This window comes from Halococcus sp. AFM35 (assembly GCF_051195015.1).
GTDB lineage: Archaea > Halobacteriota > Halobacteria > Halobacteriales > Halococcaceae > Halococcus.
In genome coordinates this window covers 78626-94767 of the sequence record NZ_JBNTJU010000002.1, presented here as the reverse complement: position 1 = coordinate 94767, position 16142 = coordinate 78626, and the positions used below count along the sequence as shown (strand labels likewise).

The window sequence follows — 16142 nt, the reverse complement described above, 5'->3', positions numbered from 1 at the left end:
ATGGGGGCGTGGTCGGCGGAGAGAACTGCGCGTATGTGGGTCGAATCGTTGCCGGTCTATCGGCCCACAACGCAGGTCATCGGGCCGCTATCGACGATACTCCCCGTTCGGAAACGTCGTTGAATGCGGCAAGTATTTCTGATTCCGTGGATAGATGGTGACAGCGCTCGACGGGATGTGTCGAAAACGGGTGGCTGAGAGGAGTAAGCCCCCTTCTGTTCGTCCCGGCATTCGGCTGAGCGTCCACGTCCCTGCCGGGCTACCGTGCGGCTCGCGCCGCGTGGCGTGGACTTGCACCGGTGAGGGTTCGCCGTTCCATCCGTTCTCCGCCCTCATCCCTCGACGGGTTAGCTCCCCGTTGCTTTGTCCGACCAGTGGCCGTTTTGCGTCGGGTTCGCACGCTCGCGGTCCTCGCGGGCGATGCCCGCTCGTTTCGGGGCGCGATGCGCCCCGCGCCGCTCGCGCCGAGAGGTGGCTTTGCCACCGCCCGCGCCTCATCGGTCGGGCGGAGGGGTCTCGTTGCTGTTCCAGCGCCGACGGTCTCCCGTCCCGGGGTTTCCCCGGTCACCTGCCCGGCGGTGGGGGGACTTTCCTCGCGTGCGCGCCTGTCGGCACGCCGCGGTGGCCGGGCTCTCTCTGCCGGTTCCTGATAGGCCGGCAACCATCAAAAGCGGTTCGCTCGTCACGCGAAGCCGACCGCTTTCGCATCCTCGCGGGCGCGGTCGGTCGCCGCGTCGAGGTCGAACTCCCGGACGAGGTCGCCGTCACGAACCAGCGGGGAGAGCAGCGGTTCACCATCGCTCTCGTGCCCGGCGAGCGCGACGTGATGGCCGCCCTCGTCCGTGCGATAGACCTGTTTTTTCCCCGAGAGCTTGCCGCGCTTCGCGGCCGGTTCACCCTCCACTTCGACGATATCGAGCGCGAAATCCACCGGGTCGGCGTTGGAGACGTAGCCGCCGACGCCGAAGCCCGCGGCGACGTCCCGGAGTGCTCGCAGGGCATCGGGGTCGAGACCGCCGCTGACGAAGACTTCCACGTCCTCCCGTCCGTGTGCGTCGAGTTCCCAGCGCACCTCGCGGATGATGTGGCGGATGTCGCCACGGCGTGAACTCGTCGTGTCGATGCGCACGCTGTCGAGGCTCTCGCCGAGCGCATCGGCCGCGCGCAGCACTTCGTCCACTTCGTCGGAGTAGGTATCACAGAGCGTGACCCGCGGGACCGACTCCGGTACTGCTTCGTCGAAGGCCGTCCACGCCCCCTCTTGGTTGCCCTTGCCGAAGGCGATGACGAGCGCGTGGGGCATCGTGCCGCTTGCCTCCCGGTCGAGCAACTCGCCCGCCGCCACATGCGAGAAGCCGTCGAACCCACCAAGCAGGGCGCTCCGCTCGACGACCGCCGCTATCGAGGGGTGGACGTGGCGAGCGCCGAAGCTCAGCAGCGACGCATCGGGGGCCGCGCGGCGCGCACGGAGCGCGTTCGTCGCCATCCCCGAGGCGTGGGAGAGAAATCCCAATAGAGCAGTCTCCAACCGGGCGAATGCGAGATACGGACCCTCGATTGACATCACAGGACCACCGTCGAACAGCCGGCCTTCGGCGAGCGCATCGATATCGACACCGCGCCCGGCGAGCAGGCGGGCGGCGTCGGCGACACCCGCAAAGACCTCGAAGTCATCCGTGGGAAACTGGTCGGCGGTGACCTCGGCAACGACGCGAGGATTCTTCTCGGCGTGTTCGAGCGTTTCGACTGTGCGCTCGAAGTAGGCATCGGTCGCGCGGCCCTCGCGGATGGTTGCGGGCGAGATGACGTCGAACGAGTCGGGCATGGGGTGAGTGGTCGGCCGGTCGGCAAAAACCATTCGTCAGCCGTCCGCATGGACCGCATCGAGGGCGTCGGGTCGGGGAGCGTTGACGATGGTCACAGTACTCCCCTGCCGCGAGATTCGGAAGGCGTCGGCGAAGGGACTCTCCCGTTCGATTTCCCAGACGCCCTGTCGACCGAGCACGCGCTCGCCACCCCAGTGGGTGAGGAGGTCCCGGTAGCCACGGACGAACTCGCGGGCCTCGCCGGGCGAATCCCACGCGAGTTTCCAGACGTAGCCGGTTCGGTTGTTCTTCTCGTAGACGGCCATCCGGTCGCCGTCCCAGCCGTTCGTGTAGGCGAGACCGTACTCGAAGGGGTCGGTTCGATTGACGCTCCGGCCTTCCCTGTTGAGGAACGCCTGCGGGGGAATGACCGGCGACTGATTGTAGCTGTCGTAGATGGTGTAGCCGAACATCGCCGATAGCGCCGACTGGCCGAGCGTGGCGTAGTCCGGCCGGCCATCGGGGCGGACCCGCTCCCAGCCCGCCGAACTCGCGTTTCGAATCGTGAGGTTCGTCGGCGCGTCGGTGCCGTACTTTCGGGGATGGATGACCTGCTCGGTGCTCTCGGGCACGTCCTCGTGGAGGGCGTTCACGCCCGCCCAGCCCTTGCGGTCGAAGACCGAATCGACGAAGGCCGGCCCGTCGGCGTACGGGAAGTATTCGAGCGCGTAGACGCCGAGGTGGAGATTGGCGTCACCGCCACCACCACCCCCGGCGCTGCTGATGTCGAGACAGCGCCACTGGCCGCCACACTTCCCCTCATAGCGGCGCTGGACGTAGTTCGCCTCGCCCTCGATGAGACCGTTGCGGGCGTTGTAGCCGTCCCGGGTCGGTGGCGTTCCCTCCGAGAGGTTGAACTGCTGGTCCTGAAGTGCGTGCGTCAGTTCGTGGGCGAGCGTCGAGCGGCTGATGCGCGGGGTGGCGCTTTCCGAGACCACCACGATGGAGTCGTTCGTGGGGCTGTAGTAGCCGAGCACGTTCTGGTTGCGATTCGACTGTTGGACGGCGAGGGAGTTGTTCCCCTCGCCGATGAGGAACAGGCCCTCGAACTTCGCGTTGTCGAAGGTGCGGAAGGCCGGCGAGCGCGCCCCGCCGCCGGTCGCGTTCGGCCGCCCCTGAAACTCCTCGCGGGAGATGACCTCGACCGGCACAGTAGTATTGAACTCCAACTCCCGAACGCGCTCGATGCGGGCCATCGTCCGGTTGACGAACGTGGACTGTTCGCTCGCGTTGAGACCGTCTTCCGCTGTGACGGGAATCGACTCGTTGTACCAGTAGCCGCCTTCCCAGCCGAGCACGTCGGCGGCGGGGTCGGCGAGGTTCTGAACCGGGGCGTCGGCGGTCGCAGTGTCCGCTCCGGGCCCGCCCGCCCCGCCCGCTTCGGGACTGTTCGATCCGCCGCTGGTGGTTTCCTCGCCGCCGATGGAGAAGGGGGCGCTACAGCCGGCGAGGACGACGAGCAGCACACACAGGACGGCGGCGCGGGAGCGCATTGTGCGAAACGGGGGCGCTATGGGCAAAAAAGGCCCGGCTGGCGAGCAAAGACATTTGGCGAATCCAGTGGTATGGAGGGTATGGAATTCGACCCAGCACGAACCGCCGTCGTCGTGGTGGACATGCAAAAGGGGTTCTGTCACCCCGACGGCAGCCTCCACGCCCCGGCCAGCGAGCGCGTCGTCGACCCCATTGCAGGTTTGCTCGATACGGCCCGCGCGGCGGGCGCGTCGGTGGTCTTCACCAAGGACGTCCATCCAGAAGACCAATTCGACGGGAATCACTACTACGACGAGTTCGAGCGGTGGGGTGAACACCTCGTCGAGGGAACGTGGGAGACCGACATCGTCGACGGTCTCGACGTCGCAGCGGACGACCACGTGGTCGAAAAGCACACCTACGATGCCTTTCACGACACGGAATTAGGGGGCTGGCTCGACGCCCACGGCATCGACGACCTGCTGTTCTGCGGGACGCTCGCGAACGTCTGCGTGCTCCATACGGCAGGCAGCGCCGGTCTGCGCGATTTCAGACCCGTGCTCGCCGCGGACGCCATCGGCTACATCGAGGAGGACCACCGCGAGTACGCCCTCGACCACGCCGACTGGCTCTTCGGGGAAATCACCGAGCGCGAAGCCGTCGAGTTCGTCTGATCAGGACCGAAACAGCCGGTAGGCACCCTGTCCGGTGGCGACGGGTTTGCTCTCGCCGTCGGGCGCTTCGCTCTCGACCATGACTGTGGAGACGCCGACGCTCTCGCCCGCCCGGACCACCTCGGCGGTCGCCGTGAGGTCGTCGCCAGCAGGACGAAGATAGTTGAGGTTGAGGTTGATGGTCGCCACGTCGTCGTTCATCGGGTCGTCGAGGAAGGGACGGAGCGCGATGCCGCCGGCGGTGTCGATGAGCGTCGCGGCGATACCGCCGTGGATGCGCGCGGGCGTCTCGCCGTTCTCGCCCGGCCGGGAGTTCGTCAGCTTCTCGTCGAAGGGAACCGTCATCACGAGCGTTCCATAGTCCATCGACTCGACGTGCATCCCGAGCCACGACAGATAGCCGTGGGCGTCGATGTAGCGCTGGAGGAGGTCGGTCGTCTGGTCGGGAATTTCGGCGTCGGTCATGGCGGTTCGTGACCGGCGAACGATTTGTACTCGTCGGTAGCGTCAACCGAGCCGTACCGGGTCGTCGCTCGGCCGGAGTTCGACCTGCACGCGCTCGCCGACGGCGAACTCGCGGTCGGGACAGACGAGTTTCGCGCCGAGGGTATCGCGAGCACAGAACAGCGACAGTCCGGTAATCCGTTCGTCGTTTGCGAGGATTTCGAGAGCGTTCCATCGGATGTCGCGCCCGGATGCGCTTCCGACCTGCTGGCCGAACAGCGAGACCGATCCCTCTTCACCGCCGAGCGCGCCACCGCCCGCGTAGTGGACGAGACCGCCATCGAGAACCGCCCCGCCATCGCTTGCGAGACCGACGAACCGCTCGCCCGGCGCGGGGTGAGTGGGGGAATCGAGGACGGCATACGTGTCGTCGGTCTCGACGACGGTCCCGGAGCCATTCCACTCAATCCCCTCGACGTCGATGTCAACGGCGAGTCGCTCGGAGCCGCTCGCGCGATAGGGGTCCGCTGTGGGGTCGCGGAGTTCGAGATGCATGTGGTTGTCGACCCACGGCGCGAAAAACCCCGCACGGACGAGTCGTCCCATGTGCTCGCCGATTTCGAGCACGTCGCCCGCCTCGACCGCCGGCTCGACGTGAAGGATGCGCGCGACATGCTCGCCGGTATCGACGAGCACGAGATGGTCGTGGTCGGGTGCGTAGGGCTTCGACGGCGCGCGCACAGTACGGGTATCGAGCACCTCACCGGCGACGGGCGAGGGGGCCGGCGAGTGTGTGCCGTCGGTCGTCGGGCCGAATCCAGGGATGGGATAGAGGTCGATGGCACAGCCCCGGTCGTGGGCGGTGTAGGGGGAGTTGTACAGCGAGAAGCGTCGATAGGGTGAGAGCGTTTCCGGGGAGAGCGTGGCCGCCATCGCCGACGGAAGGGTACGTGTGCGTTTATACGGATTGTTGTGGTTCCGTACCACCGGACGAACGCGAACCGTTCGTGAAACGCCGAAGCAAATCCTCTGTCGACGACCCTGCTGAAAGTACACACAACAGTTCCTATAGCCTCCCCGCCCGTACCCGAACTATGCGCGCCTTCGACGGCCGGGCGGAGGACATCGATGCCGACAGGGAGCTGACCCAAGCGATGTTCGAGTTCACGAGGGAGACTGGCGAGCCGGCCGTGCGCGCGTGGACGCCGCACCGACAGGTCGCCTTCGGCCGGCGCGACGCCCGCGCGGACGGGTACGAGTCGGCGAAGCGAGTCGCCGAAGAACGAGGATTTCCAGTCGTCGAGCGGTCGGTCGGTGGGCGGGCGGTCGCCTACACGGGTTCGACGGTCGCGTTCGCGCGAGCCGAACCCACCGATGGCCAAGAGATACAACAGCGATACGCCCGCACGACCGCCGATTTGCAGGTCGCCTTCCGCCGGCTCGGCGTCCGGGCACGCCCCGGCGAACCCCCGGAGTCGTTCTGTCCGGGGTCGCACTCGCTACAGGCCGACGGGAAGCTCGCAGGGCTTGCCCAGCGCGTCACGAGCGAGGGAGCGCTCGTCGCCGGCATCGTCCTCACCCGCGACGCCGATGCGGTGGCCGACGTGCTCGTCCCCGTCTATGGCGCGCTCGACGTGCCGTTCGACCCCGCAAGCGTCGGCAGCATCGAACGTGCCGGCGGCGAGAGCGAGCCCGCAACCGTCGCAAACGAGGTAGAGCGGGCGCTCGTCGAAGGGTATCGGAACAGCAACGCGGATAACCGACAGGGTTAGGCCCGCAGGCACGCCAGCGACGGCATGCTGATTCGGGACGCGACCCTCGCCGACGGCCGACGGTGCGACGTTCGTGTGGAGGGCGAGCGCATCGCGGCCGTCGAGCGTCGGCTATCGAGCGACGAACGCGAAATCGACGCCGACGGCAAGCTCCTGCTGCCGGGGATGGTAGATACCCACGTCCACTTTCGGGAACCGGGATTTCCCGACAAGGAGACGTGGGCGAGTGGCAGTCGAGCGGCGGCCGGCGGCGGCGTCACCACAGTGGTAGACCAGCCGAACACGGACCCGCCGACGATTGACGGCGAGCGGGTCGCCGAAAAACAGGAACTGGCCGCCGAGTCGCTCGTCGATTTCGGCATCAACGGCGGTGTCACGCCCGACTGGTGTCCCGACGACCTGCTTGCCGAACCGCTGTTCGCCCTCGGGGAGGTCTTCCTCGCCGATTCGACGGGCGAGATGGGCATTGACGCCGACCTGTTCGCCGACGCCGTTCAGCAGGCCACGGCGCGTGGCATCCCCGTGACCGTCCACGCCGAGGATGCCGACCGATTCGACGCAAGTGCGAGGGAGCGCGACGACGCCGACGCGTGGAGCGCGTTTCGAACCCCGGAAGCCGAGCGTGTGGCCATCGAGCGCGCCTGCGAGGTCGGTCGGGAGGCGGGTGCACAGCTCCACATCGCCCACGCGAGCACGCCGGCCGGTATCGACCGCGCGGCGGAGGCGGGCATGACCTGCGAGGTGACGCCCCACCACCTCCTGCTCTCGCGCGATGACCTCCCGGAACTCGGCACCGTCGGACGGATGAATCCCCCGCTGCGGAGCGAGCAGCGACGGGAGGAGGTCTTCGAGCGTGTCGCCGACGGCACGGTCGACATCGTGGCGACCGACCACGCGCCCCACAGCCGCGCGGAGAAGAGCAGTAGTATCTGGGACGCTCCCAGCGGCGTGCCGGGCGTCGAGACCGCCCTTCCGCTCCTGCTGGCTGAGGCGCACGAGGGACGGCTGAGTTACGAGCGAGTCCGGGACCTCACGGCGGCGAATCCTGCACGCGTGTTCGACCTCCCACGGAAGGGGCGCGTCGAGACCGGGAAGGATGCCGACCTCGCCCTGTTCGACCCCGATACGACCCGGGAAATCCGGGGCGAACAGCTGCATTCGAGGGCCGATTGGACGCCGTTCGAGGGATGGACGGGCGTGTTCCCGGAATGGACGATGGTCCGTGGTGAGATGGTGTACGAGCGCGGTGGAGACGAGCAATACCCGCGAGACGGCGAGCGGTTCGGCGACGCGCGCGGTGAAAACGTCCGGTCAGGGGAGTAACGGCGTCACGACCACGACGCCGGCCATCACGCCCGCGCCGAAGCCCGCGATGCGAGCCATCGCTCGCCGGGAGTCGCGTTCGGTCCAAGCGGTATCGACATCGAGACGACGCTGGAGACCCTCGATGCTGCGGCCGGCAAGCATCGACCCCGACCAGCCGAGGACCCCGAACCCGAAGGCGAGCGTCCCGACCGCGAACGTCTGCGTGCTGGCGGTCATCGGACCCGCGAGCACGGCGAACGCGACGACCGCGAGCGCACCCACGAGACCGCCGACCGCCCCCGCCGTGGCGAGGAGCGACAGGCGAGGAGCGAGCCACGCGAGCGCCGGCCCGTGGTTCATTGGCTCACTCGACGGTCTCGCGCATCCGTGGGTCGAGCGCGTCGCGCATCCCGTCGCCAAGCAGGTTGAACCCGAGCACCGTGACTGCGAGGAACAGGCCGGGGAAAAAGGACAGCCACCAATCGCCGGTCAGCAGCCCGTTGCTGACGCCGTTTTTCAACATCAACCCCCACGACGGCGTGCCGGCCTGCGCGCCGAACCCGAGGAAGGACAGCGCCGCGAGGTCGATGATGGCGAGTCCGAAGTTCAGCGTGCTCTGGACGGTAATCGGCGCGAGACAGTTCGGCAGCACGTGCCGGACGAGCACGCGGGGGTCGCGCGCGCCGAGGGCCACCGTGGCGTCGATGTACTCGTCTTCCAGTACTTTGAGCGCCGCCCCGCGGACGACGCGCGCAAAGCGCGGCGTATAGACCAGCGTGAGCGCGATGACGACTTTCGACAGCCCCGCCCCGAAGATGGCGACCAGTGCAAGCGCCAGCAAGAGTGATGGAAAGGCAAGGAAGACGTCCATCGTCCGCATCACCACGTTGTCGACGACATCGCCGTAGTACGCCGCGATGATACCGAGCGAGATTCCCAGTACTGTGGAGGACCCGACGACCAGCACGCCGAACTTCAGCGCCAGCCACGCGCCGTACAGCACCCGCTTGAAGATGTCACGTGCGGCGGCGTCGGTGCCGAAGAGGAACTGGTCGAGCGCCGCGGAACCGAGCCAGCCCGGCGGAGCCTTGTTCGGATACGCCCCGAGCCGCGACTGAGAAATGGCTCCGAGGTCGATGAACAGCCGGGCGTAGACGCCGAGGAGCACCATCCCGAGGATGATGCTCAGGCCGACGACCGCGAGCCGGTTCGAGAGCAGTTCCGAGAGGAACGGCGAGGCGCGCAGCCGCCCGATGACGCCCCGGCGCTCTGCCGTGGTGGTAGTGGTTTCGGTCGCCATTATCGTGAGTCGCCTCTCATTGTTGGATGCGTGGGTCGAGGTAGCTGTAGGTGATGTCGACGCCGAGATTCACGAGCGTAAAGAGCAGCGCGAACACCAACACCGTGCCCTGGACGAGCGGGTAGTCGGTCGCGCCGATGGCCGCGACGAGCAACTGGCCGATGCCGCCGATGCCGAAGACCGTCTCGGTGAGCACCGCACCGCCCAGCAGCGTGCCGAACTGGATACCGATGACGGTAATCACGGGAATGAGCGCGTTTCGGAGGCCGTGTTTCAGCAGCGTGATCTTCTCGCCTTGGCCCTTGGCGCGCGCGGTGCGGATGTAGTCCTGCCGGATGACTTCGAGCATCGACGAGCGCATCATCCGCGACAGCAGCGCCATCGAGTAGATGCCGAGCGTCAACACCGGCAGGAACAGGTGTTGGACCGCCGAGATGAACGAGGCGTAGTATTCGGTCAGCGACGCGAACGCACCGAGACCCTCGCCGTAGAGTATCGACTGGACGAACGCGCCGGTATCGAGGATGAACGTATCGACCGTCACCATCCCCGTCAGCGGGAGCTGCGTGCCGAACAGCACCCAGTGCTCTTCGAGGAAGAAGGTGCTGCCGATGCGCCCGCTCGTCGGGAACCAGCCGAGGTAGGTCGCAAAGACCAGGAGAACCAACGGACCGCTCCAGAAGATGGGAACCGAGATACCCGTCAGCGCGCCGATGCGGGTGACGTGGTCGGTCAGCGAGTCCTGTTTGACCGCCGAGAGCACGCCGAGGGGAATCCCCAACAGAATGGCGGCGAACTGGCCGTACAGCGCGAGTTCGATTGTCACCGGCAGGCGGTCGGCGAGCACCTCCCAGACGGGGGTGCCGCTGGCTATCTGGTAGGACTGTCCGAAGTCGAACCGGGCAGTGTCGGCGAGAAATCGGCCGTACTGCACCCAGATGGGGTCGTTCAGGCCGAGTTCACGCCGCAGCTCGACGACCTGCTGGGTCGGCGCGCGCTGGCCGAGGATGACCCGTGCCGGGTCGCCCGGTGCGAGGTGGAGGATGCCGAAGACGACCGTCGCCACCCCGAACAACACCGGCACCAACAGGAGGAGACGTTTTGCGATGAACCGCGTCGAGACCATGTAGATCGTTCCTGTGGGTGACTACTGTTTGAGCTTTACCGATTCGAGATATGGGTTGTTGATCGACGAGAGAGTGAACGTCGATTGGTCGACGGCTTCGTTGAGGCCGCGGAGCGTCTTCGCGTAGTCGACGAACACCCATGGGGCCTCGTCGTGGGCGACCTTGCTGGCCTCTTGATAGATTGATTTGCGTTTCGAGGTTTCGTACGTTTTCTGCCCGCGCTCGGTGAGGTCCATGAACTTCCGGTTGGCCCACGCCGAGGCGTTGTTGGTGTTGTAGCCCTCCGTGTCGAAGCTCACCCAGTCTTGGCCGTCGGGAATCTTCGATTTGTCGACGCCCGGGTGAAGCAACACGTAATCGAAATTGTCCGGGTCGGCGTTGTCGGTATACCAGCCCAAAAAGCAGGCGTCGTGTTTCCCCGCATAGGTGTATTCGAGGTAGGAGGAAAACGTCGAGAACTGGTTGATGGACACCGAGACGCCGATGTCCGAGAGGTCGGATTTGACCTGCTGGGCGGTCTGCACAGGTGAAGGGTTGTAGCCGCGCGGGTTCGAGAACGTCGCCAGCTCGAAACTGAGACCGCTTTCGCCAGCCTCCTCAAGCAGCTGCTGTGCTTTCTCCTTGTCGTTCGAGTAGGGATCGATGGAGTCGTTGTAGCCGAGGACGGTCGGCGGGAGCGGCTGGTCGGCCTGCGAAGCGAAGCCCTCGTAGATGTCGTCGACGATGGCCTTGGTGTTGACCGCGTAGCTCACGGCTTGGCGGACCTTCTTCTTTCTGAAGGGTTCGAAGCGCTCCATGTTCATCGCCATGTAGCCGATGTTGATGCCGTCCTTCTGGAGCAGGGAGGCACTGTCGGCGTTCTGGAGCTGTTTCGAGGCCTGTGCGCCGATGCCGTCGATGATGTGGGCGTCGCCGTTGATGACCGCCTGCGCGCGCGTGGAGTTCTGGCCGATGGTCGTGAAGATGACCCGGTCGAGATACGGTCCCTTCTTCCAGTAGTCGCCGTTTTTGCCGAGCAGCACGCGCTGGTTGCCGTTGTCCAACTCTTCGAAGGTGAACGGGCCGGTCCCGATGGGGTTCTTGCCGAGCTGGTTCTGCTTCTTGCCGAGGCTCTCGATCTGTTTCTTCGAGAGCACCGCCGAGGGGAACATCCCGAGGTTGCGCAGTATCGGCGCGTACTTCTGTTTGAGTTCGATTTCGAGGTCGTATTTGCCCTTCGCGGTGACGGATTTGATCCAGTTGCCGTACGTGACCGAGGCGTAGCCCGAGGGGGTGCCCGACACCGAATCCTTGCCGAGATAGTACTGGTAGCTGTCGTCGACGAACCGACGGTAGGTGGCCTTGAAATCCGCCGCGGTGAACTCTTCGCCGTTGTGGAAGGTCGCGCCCTGCCGGAGTTCGAGCGTCACCGTCTTGCCGTTCAGTTCGTAGTTCTTCGCCAGCCCGGCGGTGAGCTTCCCGCCGCTGCCGGGGACGAACGCGATGAGGTGGCTGAACACCTGGTCGGTGACCTTCGCCACTTCGCCGCTGGTCGACTGGTGAGGGTCGTAGTTCGAGGGGTGGTCGCCGCGGGCGTAGGTGAGCGTGCCGCCGCTCTGTCCGCCACCCCCGCCGCTTCCGCCGGAGCCGTTGCCACCCGAGCCACCGCCACCGGAGCCGTTGCCGCCCGACCCGTTGCCACCGGAGCCACCGCTGTCGAGGCAGCCGGCAACCGTGGCGGCGGCCGCCGCGCCGCCGGCCGCCTTGAGGAAAGAGCGCCTGTCAGTTTCGCTATCGAATGGCATGGACGGTACTGACGAGAGTGGCATAATAAGAGTACCGGAAAGAATTGCGACGGCCGTCAGCGCGGGCGGTCGTCGGGCTGCTCGTAGAGGTGACAGGCGGCGGGGTGGGCCTCGTCCTGGAGCACTGGTTGCTCGCGTTCACAGACGCTCTCGAAGCGCTCGCGGAGCCGTGCGGCCGCCCCCGCCCAGTCGTCGGCGACGACCCGCTCGACGGAGTCCTCGATGACCGTTCGTGACTGCTCGTCGAGGGCGTCACCGTGGTCGAAGAAGTGCTCCCAGAACGCGCCCGTCGGCACGCTCGTGCCACCGTCGGCCGCGACCGTCGCCACCCGTTCGGCGTCGGTTTCGGCCCGCACGTCCGCGACCGAAATCGATTGGCTCTCGACGCGCTGGCGATAATCCATCACCTCGCGGTAGGCCTCTTGGGAAACGTCCAGTTCCTCGGGCGGAATGACCGACGGACAGCGGGTGTGGAACCGACAGCCGGAGGGCGGGTCGATGGGGCTCGGCACGTCGCCTTCGAGCACCACCCTGTCGGTGTCGTCGGTCGGGTCGGGTTCGGGAATCGCCGACAGCAGTGCTCGCGTATAGGGGTGTTTCGGGTCGGCGAACAGCTCTTGGGTGCCCGCGACTTCGACGATTTCGCCGAGATACATCACGGCCACGCGGTCGCAGATATGCCGCACCACCGAGAGGTCGTGGGCGATGAATAAGAATGTGAGTCCGAACTCCTCCTGGAGGTCCTCAAGGAGGTTCAGTATTTGGGCCTGCACGGAGACGTCGAGCGCCGAAACGGGTTCGTCACAGACGATGAAATCGGGGTCGACAGCCAAGGCACGGGCGATGCCGACGCGCTGGCGCTGGCCGCCCGAGAGTTCGTGGGGATAGCGGTCGAGTTGGGAGGTGTCGAGACCGACGGCTTCCATGAGTTCCTCGACGCGCTCGCGCCGACTCTTCCGTGTCGAGCCACTCTCGGAGTCGGGCAGGTCGTGGATTTTCAGGGGTTCGGCGATGGTCGCGCCCACGTTCATCCGCGGGTCGAGGCTCGACAGCGGGTCCTGGAATATCATCTGCATCTCGCGGCGCTTGGCGCGCAGTTCGTCCCTGTCGAGGTCACCGAGGTCCTCGCCGGCGAAGACGACCCGCCCGTCGGTGGGGTCGAGCAGCCGGAGGATCGACCGCCCGGTCGTCGATTTTCCACAGCCGGACTCGCCCACTAGTCCAAGGGTTTCGCCCTCATAGACCTCGAAGTCGACGCCGTCGACCGCCCGCACCGGCTTCGCCCCGCCGCCGAACCACGAATCGAGCAGGTCGTCGGCCTGCGAGAAGTGTTTCTCCAGGCCATCGACCGCGAGCAGCGGCTCGGCAGCATCGGACGGGCTGGTTGACTCGCTATCGGCCCGTATGCCTTCCTCGGTCCCGTACTCGCTCGTATCGAAGTCCTCCAGGATGCATTTCGCGCGGTGGTCCACCACGTCGGGACCGTGCTGGAGGTACGGAATCCCACCCTCGCGGCATTCTTCCTGTGCCCACGGACACCGCGGTGCGAACGAGCACCCATCGGGAAGGTCCACGAGGTCGGGAACGTTCCCCTCGATTGGCGTCAGCCGGTCGGTGTCCTCCCGGGGAACCGATTCGAGCAGCGTGTAGGTGTAGGGATGGCTGGGATTGTGGAATATCTCCTCGACCGGCCCCTCCTCGACGATATCGCCGGCGTACATCACCGCCACCCGGTCGCAGGTCTCGGCGACGACCCCGAGGTCGTGGGTGATGAACAGCACGGACATCCCGAACTCGTCCTGGAGGTCGTTGATGAGGTCGAGAATCTGGGCTTGAATCGTCACGTCGAGCGCGGTCGTGGGTTCGTCGGCGATCAGGAGCTGCGGTCGACAGGCGAGCGCGATGGCGATGAGCACCCGCTGGCGCATCCCGCCCGAGAACTCGTGGGGATACTCCTCGACGCGGGCAGCGGGTTCGGGGATACCGACCTCGGCGAGCATCTCGATGGTGTCTTCGAGCACCGCCTCGTCCATCTCGGAACCGGTTTTAGGAAGGATTTCGCGGACGGCATTGAGCCACGAGTCCTTCTTTTGGCCGCCGTACTGGTGGAGTCGGAGACTTTCAGCGACCTGCTCACCGACGGGGACGGCGGGATTGAGCGAGGTCATCGGGTCCTGAAATATCATGCTCATCTCGCCACCTCGTACGGTGCGCATCGCGTTCTCGGGTGCGCGCGTCAGGTCGACGGTTCCGGCGTTGGGGTCGGCGAACCCGGCCCCATACTCGTCGGCGAACGACCGCGCGAGGTCCGCGTCGTGAAATTCGACCGTACCGTCGGCCACGGTTCCAGGGTCGTCGACCAGTCCCATCGCCGACAGCGCCGTCACCGACTTGCCCGAACCGCTCTCGCCGACCAGTCCGACGGTTTCGCCCTCCCGGACTGTGAGGTCGAGACCGTCGACCGCCTTGACGGTGCCACGGTCGGTGGCGAACTGGGTCCGCAGGCCCGATATCGAGAGAAGGTCGCTCACGCCGAGGGGTTTGCAACCGTGGTATATAGATTTGCCGCAACCGAAAGGAAGGCTTTTGGTCGCCAGTCACACACGAACCCTGTGTCCGAGAACGATCCGGCCGAGCGCGTGGCGGGGCACTGGGAGGACGTCATCGCCGACATGGAAGCCACCGCCGAGGGCTACCGCGAAGCGGACTGGGAGGTTCTCGAACTCCACCCCGGCGACGTCACAGTAATTGACGACCAGCACGGACTCGATGTGCTCGTCCCCGGCAGCGAGTTCGAGGAGCTAGAAGCGCTCGCTGCCGAGGCGACCTTCGGGTCATACGAGGTCTATCGCGCCGCTGAGTCGGAAATGGTCTTCGCGCTGGTCGTCCTCGAAGACACCGACGACGAGCGCGCGGTCTGCTGTCCGACCTACTACGAGCGCGACGATATCGAACGGGTGAAGCGACACATCGGTGACGACGGCGTGCTGTACACCCACATCCGCCCGCTGGCCGACGACCGCGCCGTGACCTTCAGCTATGAGGAGCCGGACCTCTTCTGAGTAGTCCACACCGTTCGATACGGAGCGACCGCTTGACGCGGATGGCAGTCGGGAGAAAGCATTTACCGAAACCCGGCGCAATCCGGGTATGCACCGCCGTGCGTTCCTCTCGGGGGTCGTCGGGACGGTTGCCGTCGCGGGCTGCCTACAGGGCAGTGCGGGCACCGACGAGCAGGCCACGGAAACGGGACCGGCGGCCACGACGCCAGCACCGACCGCGCCGACGAGGAGCACCACCACGGAACCGGCCACGGCGACCGCCATATCCGAGGGCAACGGGACCGTCGAGTGGACACGAACCACGAACTGCGAGCACACACCGAGCGGGATGTACGACAGCGTCATTCGCGTGCAGCGGACGACCACGACCATCGGCGACGGCCACACACCCGTGGTGTTCTCGGAACTGCCACCCGGAGAGAAAGCAATCGCCCGCAGCGTCATCGAGGAGGGCGGCGTCGCAGCCTGCGAGCCATCGGCCGACTTCGAGGCACTGGTCGAGCGCATTTCGGACCACCAGCAGAGACAGGAGTCGATGACGATGTACCTCAAGCGCGGCGGGACCTACTACGCCCTCTACGTCGAAGTGCTCGACCAAGTGCTGTCGTACTGAGGGCGATGCCCCGTGCCGACCTCACTCGGTAGTCGTGTGTTCGGCGTCGTCGGCGTCGCTCGCGGTGAACTCCTCGCCGCAGTGCGGACAGCTGAGTTCGTCGTGGCGCAGCGCCGCGCTCCGGGCGCGCACCTCCCGCATCGTACTGGAGATGCGCTCCTCGCTTTCGAGTTCCTCGCCGACCGCGAGGTCGACACCCTCGACTTCGAGCAGGAACTTCGCCACTTCGGTCGCCTCGTACATCACGTCGTCGAGCTGCTCGGCGGTGAAGAAGTCACACATCGCGCCATAGAGGAAGGTTGCTCCCGCTTTGCGGACCTTCTCCTCGAAGGCAGCGCGGGCCTGATTCACGGCTTGGGGCGTGTAGGTGTCGGTCATGAAGGGGACGAGTTCCGGGAGATGCTCGCCGATTTTCGTCATCTCGACGCCGGTCTCGGTCCGGAAATCCGCACACAGTCGGGCGATGGCCCACTCGCGGGCGGTGATATACGTGCGCTCGCGCAGGAAGTCGTTGGCGCGCTCGTAGCGCGCGCCGTCCATCTTCGTGAATCGCTCGTACCGCCGCACGTCCTCGGGGATTTCGGGGTCGTCGCCGTCGGCGGGTGCTGTGGGCGATGGCGAGTCCTCGGTCATCACTCGGGATTGCGAGCGGGCGGGAAAAAGCGTGTCGTGTCCCGAGGTGACCAACACAACGGTTTTGGCCCGACCGCTCCATCGCTCGGC

At 66.1% G+C, this 16142-nt stretch carries 15 protein-coding genes and 1 other RNA gene; 5 read left to right on the top strand and 11 right to left on the bottom strand.

Going from position 1 to position 16142, the window contains the following annotated elements; translation table 11 throughout:
• Positions 1-192 precede the first annotated feature (192 nt).
• The 3 genes from rnpB to ACQUQO_RS02175 form a co-directional block, all read right to left on the bottom strand.
• Positions 193-641, bottom strand: an RNA gene (gene rnpB / locus ACQUQO_RS02185) — RNase P RNA component.
• Positions 642-682: 41 nt separating this feature from the next.
• Entirely contained in the window at positions 683-1825 is a 1143-nt protein-coding gene (locus ACQUQO_RS02180) for a nicotinate phosphoribosyltransferase (RefSeq protein ID WP_435076300.1), read from the bottom strand.
• 36 nt (positions 1826-1861) lie between these two features.
• On the bottom strand, positions 1862-3358 hold the full coding sequence (locus ACQUQO_RS02175) for an Hvo_1808 family surface protein (protein WP_435076299.1): 1497 nt from the start codon (positions 3356-3358) through the stop codon (positions 1862-1864).
• A gap of 81 nt (positions 3359-3439) precedes the next feature.
• Between ACQUQO_RS02175 and ACQUQO_RS02170 the strand changes: the two genes are divergently transcribed.
• Entirely contained in the window at positions 3440-4012 is a 573-nt protein-coding gene (locus ACQUQO_RS02170; RefSeq protein ID WP_435076298.1) for a cysteine hydrolase family protein, read from the top strand.
• Here the strand turns inward: ACQUQO_RS02170 and ACQUQO_RS02165 are convergent, their stop codons facing one another.
• Positions 4013-4477, bottom strand: coding sequence for a PaaI family thioesterase (locus tag ACQUQO_RS02165; protein WP_435076297.1), 465 nt, complete (start codon positions 4475-4477; stop codon positions 4013-4015).
• Between the two features lie 42 nt (positions 4478-4519).
• Positions 4520-5389 carry a hypothetical protein gene (locus ACQUQO_RS02160; RefSeq protein WP_435076296.1) on the bottom strand — a complete coding sequence of 290 codons (870 nt, stop codon included), beginning with the start codon at positions 5387-5389 and terminating at the stop codon, positions 4520-4522.
• Between the two features lie 161 nt (positions 5390-5550).
• Here ACQUQO_RS02160 and ACQUQO_RS02155 point away from each other — a divergent pair, with 161 nt between their 5' ends.
• On the top strand, positions 5551-6228 hold the full coding sequence (locus ACQUQO_RS02155; RefSeq protein ID WP_435076295.1) for a lipoate--protein ligase family protein: 678 nt from the start codon (positions 5551-5553) through the stop codon (positions 6226-6228).
• A 24-nt stretch (positions 6229-6252) separates the two neighbouring features.
• Positions 6253-7551 carry a dihydroorotase gene (locus tag ACQUQO_RS02150; protein ID WP_435076294.1) on the top strand — a complete coding sequence of 433 codons (1299 nt, stop codon included), beginning with the start codon at positions 6253-6255 and terminating at the stop codon, positions 7549-7551.
• Here the strand turns inward: ACQUQO_RS02150 and ACQUQO_RS02145 are convergent.
• From ACQUQO_RS02145 to ACQUQO_RS02125, 5 genes are read right to left on the bottom strand one after another with little or no spacing between them, the layout of a single operon-like run.
• Positions 7540-7893: a DUF7268 family protein gene (locus ACQUQO_RS02145; RefSeq protein WP_435076293.1), complete on the bottom strand. Its 354-nt coding sequence runs from the start codon at positions 7891-7893 to the stop codon at positions 7540-7542. The genes ACQUQO_RS02150 and ACQUQO_RS02145 overlap by 12 nt on opposite strands.
• 4 nt (positions 7894-7897) lie before the next feature.
• Positions 7898-8833, bottom strand: coding sequence for an ABC transporter permease (locus tag ACQUQO_RS02140; RefSeq protein ID WP_435076292.1), 936 nt, complete (start codon positions 8831-8833; stop codon positions 7898-7900).
• Positions 8834-8849: 16 nt separating this feature from the next.
• Complete coding sequence (locus ACQUQO_RS02135; protein WP_435076291.1) at positions 8850-9959, bottom strand: ABC transporter permease; 1110 nt, start codon at positions 9957-9959, stop codon at positions 8850-8852.
• Positions 9960-9980: 21 nt separating this feature from the next.
• Positions 9981-11744: an ABC transporter substrate-binding protein gene (locus tag ACQUQO_RS02130; protein ID WP_435076290.1), complete on the bottom strand. Its 1764-nt coding sequence runs from the start codon at positions 11742-11744 to the stop codon at positions 9981-9983.
• 56 nt (positions 11745-11800) lie between these two features.
• Positions 11801-14275: a dipeptide ABC transporter ATP-binding protein gene (locus ACQUQO_RS02125; RefSeq protein ID WP_435076289.1), complete on the bottom strand. Its 2475-nt coding sequence runs from the start codon at positions 14273-14275 to the stop codon at positions 11801-11803.
• 81 nt (positions 14276-14356) lie between these two features.
• Here ACQUQO_RS02125 and ACQUQO_RS02120 point away from each other — a divergent pair, with 81 nt between their 5' ends.
• Together ACQUQO_RS02120 and ACQUQO_RS02115 are read left to right on the top strand one after the other, a co-directional pair.
• Positions 14357-14806 (top strand): DUF7529 family protein, encoded by a 450-nt coding sequence (locus ACQUQO_RS02120; RefSeq protein ID WP_435076288.1) that lies wholly within the window; start codon positions 14357-14359, stop codon positions 14804-14806.
• An 88-nt stretch (positions 14807-14894) separates the two neighbouring features.
• Positions 14895-15419: a hypothetical protein gene (locus tag ACQUQO_RS02115; protein WP_435076287.1), complete on the top strand. Its 525-nt coding sequence runs from the start codon at positions 14895-14897 to the stop codon at positions 15417-15419.
• 21 nt (positions 15420-15440) lie between these two features.
• Here ACQUQO_RS02115 and ACQUQO_RS02110 read toward each other — a convergent pair whose 3' ends face one another.
• On the bottom strand, positions 15441-16109 hold the full coding sequence (locus tag ACQUQO_RS02110; RefSeq protein ID WP_435076286.1) for a DUF5806 family protein: 669 nt from the start codon (positions 16107-16109) through the stop codon (positions 15441-15443).
• Positions 16110-16142 lie beyond the last annotated feature (33 nt).